We start from the raw sequence: 8,171 nt of genomic DNA, 5'->3' as shown, positions 1-8,171 counted from the left end.
CGCCGGTGCGCGAGGACATCCGCAGCGAAATCTGGGTAAAACTGTGGGGCAATCTCTCCTTCAACCCGATCTCGGCGCTGACCGGCAGCACGCTGGCCGCGATTGTCGCCGACGATGGCACCCGCGCGCTCGCCCGCACCATGATGCTGGAGGCGCAGGCGATCGGCGAAAGCCTCGGCGTGCGTTTTCCCATAGCGGTCGACCGGCGCATCAAGGGCGCCGGCGATGTCGGCGAACACAAGACCTCGATGCTGCAGGACCTGGAGCGCGGCAGGCCGATGGAGATCGACGCGCTGGTGAGCGCGGTGCAGGAACTTGGCCGGCTCACGGACAAGCCGACCCCGACCATCGATGCCGTGCTGGCGCTGGTGCGGCGGCTGGCGGTGGAACGCGGGTGTTATCGGTGAGGTGGAAGGACAGGGCAAATCAGAGCCGTGGCGCGCGACGATCCAGGCCTTGAAGCAACTTGGCCTCATATCCCAGCTTGACCAAGGTTAGCAGCATGCTGAACGCCATTCACCACGTCGCGCTCATCTGCACCGACTACGACCGGTCGCGACAGTTCTACGTCGAACTCCTCGGCCTCGATCTGATCCGGGAGGTTTATCGGGAGGAGCGGCAGTCATGGAAAGCGGATCTGCGGATCGGGTCGGCCCAACTGGAATTGTTCTCCTTCCCTGCACCAGCGATGCGGCCATCCCACCCAGAGGCTACAGGCCTGAGACATCTGGCATTCGCTGTGGCTAATCTTGAGCCCGTAATTATCCGCCTGGAAGCCGCAGGCGTTGCCGTCGAGCCTATCCGGATCGACCCATATACGGACCAACGGTTTACCTTTTTCAGGGACCCGGATGGATTGCCGCTGGAACTCTACGAAGCCCCATAAGGAACGGTTCGCTTTCGCGACGGGCGCTGTGTACTGACGGTCTCGGTATCGGCGGACCGCGAATCTGTGCTAAGCGCCGCCCAACCAACCAAAGGACGACACCAATGAGCGAACTGACCGTGGCCGAGGCGACCGAGAGCATCTATGCCTCGCTCCGGGCGGACAATGCCGACATCGACACACATATCGCGGCGCTTAAGGCGGCGCTGACGCGAGAAGGGATCAAACAGGCGGTGTTCGATCCGGCCAAGCTGGCGCAGAACAACCGCTCGGGCCGCAAGTTGATGCAGGCTTATTTTCGGCAGCGCGGCGTGAGCGTGAAGTTCTCGGACCAGTAGAACCGCGCGGGCGATCTCAATCGCGCGATTTGGTTGGTTTCGGACGCAAGTTCCCCGACGCTTCGGGCCATCCCTTTTGACCGGCTCAATAACAGCGATCTGCCGCCGCAAGTGCATCGACGCGGTGAGCTTGGTCCAGTGCGCCAATCCGTCGGACTGACGCATAGAACCTGACATAGTCGCCCGAACACAAGTCGAACAGGCGCAGAAACGCGGTCACCCGATCGCTATAGACGGACGTCGCGGCGAGCTTTGCATTGTTGATCGGGGAAGCGAACCAGGCATCGTATCCCCGGTATCGGCCCCAGCGCCTGTCGCGCATGTGTCGGTAGCGCATCCGCAGCCGTTCAATCGCGGCCGTCTTCGCGGCCAGTTTTTGCTCCGAGGTGCCGGCGTTGGAATAGACTTGCGCCAGCTCGTCCCGGGTCCGCGACACCAGCGAAAGAAATTCAGCCTTGCGTCTCCGGGCGGCTTCGTAACGGCGCAATGCGGCGGTATCGCCAGCCGCGCGCAGCCATTTTTTCACGCCGGTTGTTTCGACGGCGACAGCGAACGCCTCGTTGAATGCGGAATCGTCGTGCACGTAGACGCGCTGGTGGGCCAGTTCATGGAACACCAGCGCTGCGAGATAGGTTTCATCCTGGCCGAACATCGTGCTGAGCAGCGGGTCGCTCGACCAGCCAAGCGTGGAATATGCCGTGATGCCCGTCACATAGACGTCCATGCCCTGTCCTTGAAGTTCGACAGCGGTTTCAGTCGCGGACTTCCTGGAGAAATACCCCCGGTAGGGAACACAGCCGAAAACAGGAAAACACCATGTTCGCGGCGTCAGCGAAAATGCCGGCGCGGCGAAGACAGCCCATGTCACCGAGTCCCGACCAATGTCGACATAGCTGCGGTAGCTGTTGTTGTCGGGCAGCGCCAGTTCATCCGTTGCGAACTGTCGTATAGCGCTCGCCGATGCCATTCGCGCGCGCAATGCCTTCGGCGTCGACGGATCCTCGATCAGTTTTCCGACATCCTGGCGCGCCGTCATGATCCGCAGATGGCCCTGCACGGATTGCGCGTAGTAGGAAATACTGGTGCAACCGGTCACGCCGGACGCCACGATTACAACGACAAGCAATCGAAAGAATGCGCGCATCACGATTTGCCCAAAGCAGTGCTCACCCGTTCCGATGGAGTCGCAATTGCCCCAGGTCGCAAGCAGTCGCATCGATTTGATCGAGGTCTATAGCTTTCTGAAGTATCCGGACAGGTGCTCATTGGGGAGACGCATGCGTCATCACGCGCAAGCCGCGTCCCATCAACCTGCAGCTGATCAGTCCTTTCCCGCCCGCTTGAAAATCCGCGCGTAAAATTCGCCGACGATGCCGCGCCGGAAGACGAGCACGCACACCATGAAGATCAGGCCAGTGGCGATGGTCACCGGAAAGCCGGAAGTGGCAAGCGTGTTTTCCAGGCCGATGACAAGGCTGGCGCCGATGATCGGCCCGACCATGGTGCCGATGCCGCCCAGAAGCGTCATCAGGATCACCTCGCCCGACATCTGCCAGGTGACGTCGGTGAGCGTGGCGAACTGGAAAACGATCGCCTTGAGCGATCCGGCCAGCCCGGCCAGCGCCGCCGACATGACGAAGGCGCCGAGCTTGTAGTTGGCGACGGAATAGCCCAGCGAAATGGCGCGGTTCTCGTTCTCGCGGATCGAGCGCAGGATCATGCCGAACGGCGAATTGACGATGCGCCAGATGGCGAAGACGCCGACGAGGAACACCGCCAGCACGAAATAATACATGTTCAGCGAGACGTTCAGGTCGAGGACGCCTAGCAGCATGCCGCGCGGCACACCTTGGATGCCATCCTCGCCTTGCGTGAACGGCGCCTGCACGCAGAAGAAGAAGAACATCTGCGACAGCGCCAGCGTGATCATGGCGAAATAGATGCCTTGCCGGCGAATGGCGAAGAAGCCCATGACGAAGCCAAGCAGGGCCGCACCCGCCATGCCGAGCAGAATGCCGGCTTCCGGCGGCCAGCCCCAGACCTTGACGGCATGCGCCGTGAAGTAGGCGGCGCCGCCGAAAAAGGTGGCGTGGCCGAACGACAGCAGCCCGGTGTAGCCAAGCAGGAGATTGAACGCACAGGCAAACAGCGCAAAGCACAGCATCTTCATCAGGAAGATCGGATAGACCAGGAAAGGCGCCACCAGCAGCGCCAGGATGCCGAGCCCGACCAGCGTCCATTCAAGCCGTGCCGACGTTTTGGCCGATGTCTCGCGAAGCGTCAGTTCCGACATGTCAGATGTCTCTTCCGACATGTCAGGCGTCCCTTCCGAACAGGCCGGCCGGCCGGACCAGAAGCACGATGGCCATGATGACGAAGACCACGAGGTTTGAGGCCTCGGGATAGAAGACCTTGGTCAGGCCCTCGGCAAGGCCAAGCATATAGCCGGTGACGATCGCGCCGAGGATCGATCCCATGCCGCCGACCACGACGACGGCGAAGACGACGATGATGAGATCCGACCCCATAAGCGGGCTCACCTGATAGATCGGCGCTGCCAGAATTCCGGCAAGCCCAGCCAACGCGGAGCCGAGGCCGTAGGTCAGGGTCAGCAGCAAGGGCACGTTGACGCCGAAAGCCTGGACGAGGCGGGGATTCTCCGTTGCGGCGCGCAGGTAGGAACCGAGCCTGGTCTTCTCGATCAGCGCCCAGGTTCCGAAGCAGACGATCAGCGAGGCGACGACGACCCAGCCGCGATAGTTGGGCAGGAACATGAAGCCGAGATTGGTGCCTCCCGAAAGCAGTGGCGGCACCGCGTAGGGGTTTCCCGAGACGCCGTAATAGTAGCGGAAGATGCCTTCGAGCACGAGCGCGAGGCCGAAGGTGAAGAGCAGCCCGTAGAGCGGGTCGAGATCGTACAGCCGCGACAGCGCCAGGCGCTCGACCACGATGCCGAAGACACCGACGATCAGCGGCGCAAGGATCAGCGCCGGCCAGTAGCCGATGCCGAGATAGGTGAGCAGCAGATAGCCGACGAAGGCGCCGAGCATATACTGGGCGCCATGGGCGAAATTGATGACGCGCAGCAAGCCGAATATGACGGCCAGGCCCAGGCTCAGCATGGCGTAGAACGAGCCGTTGATCAGGCCGACCAGCAACTGGCCGAGGAAGGCCTGAACGGGGATGCCGAAGATCATCGTCATGGCGCCATCATACACCCAGGACTTCGTGGAGCTGCGTCATGCGGTCCGGCAACTCGCCGACCGGGAACCCTGCCACCACCTTGCCGTGCTCCATCAGATAGAAACGATCGGCGACACGGCTGGCGAAGCGGAAGTTCTGCTCGACCAGCAGGATCGTCATGCCGCGCTTTTTCAACGTCGCCAGCAACGCGCCGATGCGCTGCACGATGACGGGAGCGAGCCCCTCCGTCGGCTCGTCGAGAAGCAGCATTTTCACACCCGTTCTCAACATGCGCGCGATCGCCAGCATCTGCTGTTCGCCGCCCGACAGCCTGGTGCCGGGACTGTTGCGCCGCTCCTTCAGATTGGGGAACAGATCGAATATCTCCTCGACGCTCATGCCGCCCTCGGCCACGACCGGCGGCAGAACCAGGTTCTCGTCGACGGTCAGCGTGGCGAAAATACCGCGCTCCTCCGGCACGAAGCCGATGCCCTGATGCGCGGTGCGGTGCAGCGGCAGCCGCATCAGATCCTGGCCGTCGAAGGCGATCCCGCCGGTTCGCTTGCGGATCAGCCCCATGATGGCCCGCAGCGTCGTCGTCTTGCCGACGCCATTGCGGCCGAGCAGTGTGACCGTCTCGCCGGAATACACTTCCAGATCGACGCCGTGCAGCGCATGGCCCTCGCCATACCAGGCGTTGAGGCCGCTGACGGCAAGCAGAGGTGCGGTACTAGTCATCGGCGGTGCCCATATAGGCGATCTTGACGCGCTCGTCGCGGCTGACCGTGGCGTAGTCGCCGGCGGCCAGCACCTCGCCGCGCTGCATGACCGTTATCCAGTCGCAAAGGTCGGCCACCACAGTCAGATTGTGCTCGACCATCAGCACGGCGCGATCCTTGGCCACCGAACGGATAAGGTCGGAAACCGTGGCCACGTCCTCGTGCCCCATGCCGGCCATCGGCTCGTCCAGCAGCAGCACTTTCGGATCGAGCGCCAGGGTCGTGGCGATCTCGAGCACGCGTTTCCTGCCATAGGAAAGGTCGCCGGCGAGCCTGTTCCTGGCGTCGTCGAGACCGACCGAGCGCAGCAATTCCTCGGCGCGCGGCGTCAGCCGGTCGAGCGCCGCCAGCGAGCGCCAGAACTGAACGCTGAGCCCGCCCGGCCGCTGCAGGGCGACGCGCACATTGTCGAGCACGCTGAGATGCGGAAAAATCGCCGATATCTGGAACGAGCGCACCAGACCCATTCGCGCGACCCTGGCCGGCGACGTGCGGGTGATGTCGTGGCCAAGCAGCTCGATCCTGCCGCTGGTCGGCGCCAGGAACTTGGTGAGCAGGTTGAAGACGGTCGTCTTGCCGGCGCCGTTGGGTCCGATCAGGGCATGGATGTTGCCATGGCGAACATCCAGATCGACGTTTTTCACGGCGATGAAGCCGGCAAAGTCACGCCGCAACCCGCGGGCGGAAAGCACCACAGGCGGCTCGTTCGCGCTCAGGTCAGTCGGCGCCATCGGCCGCGCCGATCACTGGCCGGCCGTCGGACAGCCGCTTTCCTTTTCGCTCAGGAAGGCCTCGTTGCCAGGAATGGTGGCGAGATATTTGTAGTAGTCCCACTCCTTGGTGCTCTCGGCTGGCGACTTGACCTGATAGAGGTACATGTCGTGGACCATGTTGCCGTCCGCCTGCACTTTGCCGTTGGTTATCGCGGCGTCGTCCACAGGCATCGAATGCAGTTGCTTGGCGACGGCTTCGGTCTCGTCCGTGCCGGCCTTGTCGATCGCTTTCAGGTACTGCGTCACCGCTGAATAGGTCGAGGCCTGGATCATGTTCGGCATGCGGTTGGTGCGCTTGAAAAAGCGCTGCCCGAATTCGCGGCTCTTGTCGTCGCGATCCCAATAATAGCCTTCGGTCAGCACAACGCCCTGCGCCGCTTGAAGGCCAAGCCCATGCACCTCGGCCAGCGTGAACAGGAGTGCGGCAAGACGCTGACCGCCCTGCACGATGCCGAATTCGGCCGCCTGCTTGATCGAGTTGGAGGTATCGAGGCCGGCATTGGCCAGGCCGATGACCTTGGCGCCCGACGATTGCGCCTGCAGCAGGAAGGACGAATAATCGGTCGATCCCAGGGGATAACGCACCTCGCCCAGCACCTTGCCGCCATGGCTCTCGACGAACTTGGTGGTCTGATCCTTCAGCGAATAGCCGAATGCATAGTCGACGGTGACGAAGAACCAGCTGTCGCCGCCCTGCTGCACGAGAGAGCCGCCTGTCCCAATCGCTTGCGAATGAGTGTCATAGGCCCAGTGGAAGCCATAGGGCGAGCATTGTTTGCCGGTCAGCTCCGTGGTCGCCGCGCCGGTGACGATGTCGATCTTCTTCTTTTCCTTGGAAATCCCCTGGACGGCGAGCGCCACCGAAGAGGTCGTCAGTTCCATGATGGCATCGACCTGCTCGGTGTCATACCACTGCCGCGCGATGTTGGAGGCGATATCCGGTTTGTTCTGGTGGTCGGCGCTGATGATTTCTATCGGCGCTCCCTGCACCTTGCCGCCGAAATCCTCGACCGCCATCTTGGCCGCCTCGACCGACCACTTGCCGCCGAAATCGGCGTAGACGCCCGATTGGTCGTTGAGGATGCCGATCTTGACCTTGCCGTCGGAAATTTCAGCGGCCGAGGCGGGGATCGCGGATACGGCGAGAAGTGCCGCGGAAACGAAAAGGCTTACCTTCATGGTTGACTTCCTCCCATAGCGATGAATCCGACCGACCCTCCTACGATCGATCATCGCAATGGTATTGAACATGAGGAAGATAGGGACAGAGGGCAAGAGGCCGTTAGGGATTTCGTGCTCGAAGCGATACGGTTTGGCGGCGGAACGCGAGCCTTGAGCACGAGATAGAGACACAAACACGTGAACCGCCGGCGGCAGTGCCGGCTCAGCCCTCGGCGGCGACGAGATGGCCGTTGCCGAAATCCCTCAGCGCCAGTTTCAACGGCGCCTCGCCGATCCTGCGGGTGGCGCTCGGGATCTCCTGGTCCAGGCGGGCGAAGCGGCTTCTTCGCTTGGCTGGATCGGGCACCGGCACGGCTTCGATGAGGCGTCTGGTGTAGGGGTGGCGCGGGTTGGAAAAGACCTGGTCGCGCGTGCCCATTTCGACGATCTGGCCGAGATACATGACGGCGACGCGGTCGGAGATGTTCTCGACCACCGCCATGTCGTGCGAGATGAAGAGATAGGCGACGCCGAATTCGCGTTGCAATTCCTTCAACAGATCGAGCACACGCGCCTGCACCGAGACGTCGAGCGCCGAGACGCTTTCGTCGGCGATGATCAGCTTCGGCCGCAGCGCAAGAGCGCGTGCAATACAGACGCGCTGGCGCTGGCCGCCGGAGAATTCATGCGGATAGAGATCCATCTGGTCAGCCGACAGGCCGACGCGCTCGAACAGCGCCGCGACACGCTGGCTGCGTTCTTGCTTCGAGGCGATGCCATGGATCAGCAGCGGCTCGGCGACGAGGTCGCCGACGCGCATGCGCGGGTCGAGCGAGGCGTAGGGATCCTGAAAAATCATCTGCACGTCGCGGCGCACAGCCTTGCGCTCGTCGCGGCCAAGGCCAGACAAATTGCGGCCGCCGATGACGACGCCTCCGCTGTAAGGCACCAGTCCGGCCAACGCCTTGGCGGTTGTCGACTTGCCGCAACCGGATTCGCCGACCAGCGCCAGCGTCTCGTTGGGCGCGATCGAGAAGGTCACGCCTTCCAC

Annotated in this window: 10 protein-coding genes; 3 read left to right on the top strand and 7 right to left on the bottom strand. The window is 62.6% G+C overall.

Annotated features, from left to right (window positions below):
• The 3 genes from EN906_RS14595 to EN906_RS14585 form a co-directional block, all read left to right on the top strand.
• Window positions 1–407: ketopantoate reductase C-terminal domain-containing protein (locus tag EN906_RS14595; protein WP_281060443.1), on the top strand; the 407-nt coding region annotated here is incomplete at its 5' end.
• Window positions 408–502: 95 nt separating this feature from the next.
• On the top strand, window positions 503–886 hold the full coding sequence (locus tag EN906_RS14590) for a VOC family protein (RefSeq protein WP_127267611.1): 384 nt from the start codon (window positions 503–505) through the stop codon (window positions 884–886).
• Window positions 887–990: 104 nt separating this feature from the next.
• Window positions 991–1,224: a hypothetical protein gene (locus EN906_RS14585; protein WP_127267610.1), complete on the top strand. Its 234-nt coding sequence runs from the start codon at window positions 991–993 to the stop codon at window positions 1,222–1,224.
• 85 nt (window positions 1,225–1,309) lie between these two features.
• Here EN906_RS14585 and EN906_RS14580 read toward each other — a convergent pair whose 3' ends face one another.
• The 7 genes from EN906_RS14580 to EN906_RS14550 form a co-directional block, all read right to left on the bottom strand.
• Window positions 1,310–2,368, bottom strand: coding sequence for an aminopeptidase (locus EN906_RS14580; RefSeq protein ID WP_127267613.1), 1,059 nt, complete (start codon window positions 2,366–2,368; stop codon window positions 1,310–1,312).
• Window positions 2,369–2,545: 177 nt separating this feature from the next.
• Window positions 2,546–3,517 carry a branched-chain amino acid ABC transporter permease gene (locus EN906_RS14575; RefSeq protein WP_127267612.1) on the bottom strand — a complete coding sequence of 324 codons (972 nt, stop codon included), beginning with the start codon at window positions 3,515–3,517 and terminating at the stop codon, window positions 2,546–2,548.
• A gap of 22 nt (window positions 3,518–3,539) precedes the next feature.
• A complete protein-coding gene (locus EN906_RS14570) occupies window positions 3,540–4,427 on the bottom strand; it encodes a branched-chain amino acid ABC transporter permease (protein ID WP_127267609.1) in 888 nt (295 codons plus the stop codon).
• A 7-nt stretch (window positions 4,428–4,434) separates the two neighbouring features.
• Window positions 4,435–5,145, bottom strand: a complete 711-nt coding sequence (locus tag EN906_RS14565) for an ABC transporter ATP-binding protein (protein ID WP_127267608.1) — start codon at window positions 5,143–5,145, stop codon at window positions 4,435–4,437.
• The gene (locus EN906_RS14560) at window positions 5,138–5,917 is read right to left on the bottom strand and encodes an ABC transporter ATP-binding protein (protein ID WP_127267607.1); all 780 of its coding nucleotides are present in this window, start codon (window positions 5,915–5,917) and stop codon (window positions 5,138–5,140) included. The genes EN906_RS14565 and EN906_RS14560 overlap by 8 nt, the downstream gene beginning before the upstream one ends.
• 12 nt (window positions 5,918–5,929) lie before the next feature.
• On the bottom strand, window positions 5,930–7,138 hold the full coding sequence (locus EN906_RS14555; RefSeq protein ID WP_127267606.1) for an ABC transporter substrate-binding protein: 1,209 nt from the start codon (window positions 7,136–7,138) through the stop codon (window positions 5,930–5,932).
• Between the two features lie 205 nt (window positions 7,139–7,343).
• Window positions 7,344–8,171: oligopeptide/dipeptide ABC transporter ATP-binding protein (locus EN906_RS14550; protein WP_164777178.1), on the bottom strand; the 828-nt coding region annotated here is incomplete at its 5' end.

The organism is Mesorhizobium sp. M7A.F.Ca.CA.004.06.1.1, assembly GCF_003999135.1.
Lineage (GTDB): Bacteria > Pseudomonadota > Alphaproteobacteria > Rhizobiales > Rhizobiaceae > Mesorhizobium.
Note: the sequence above shows the minus strand (reverse complement) of the source record. Positions and strands in the feature narration are given on the sequence as shown.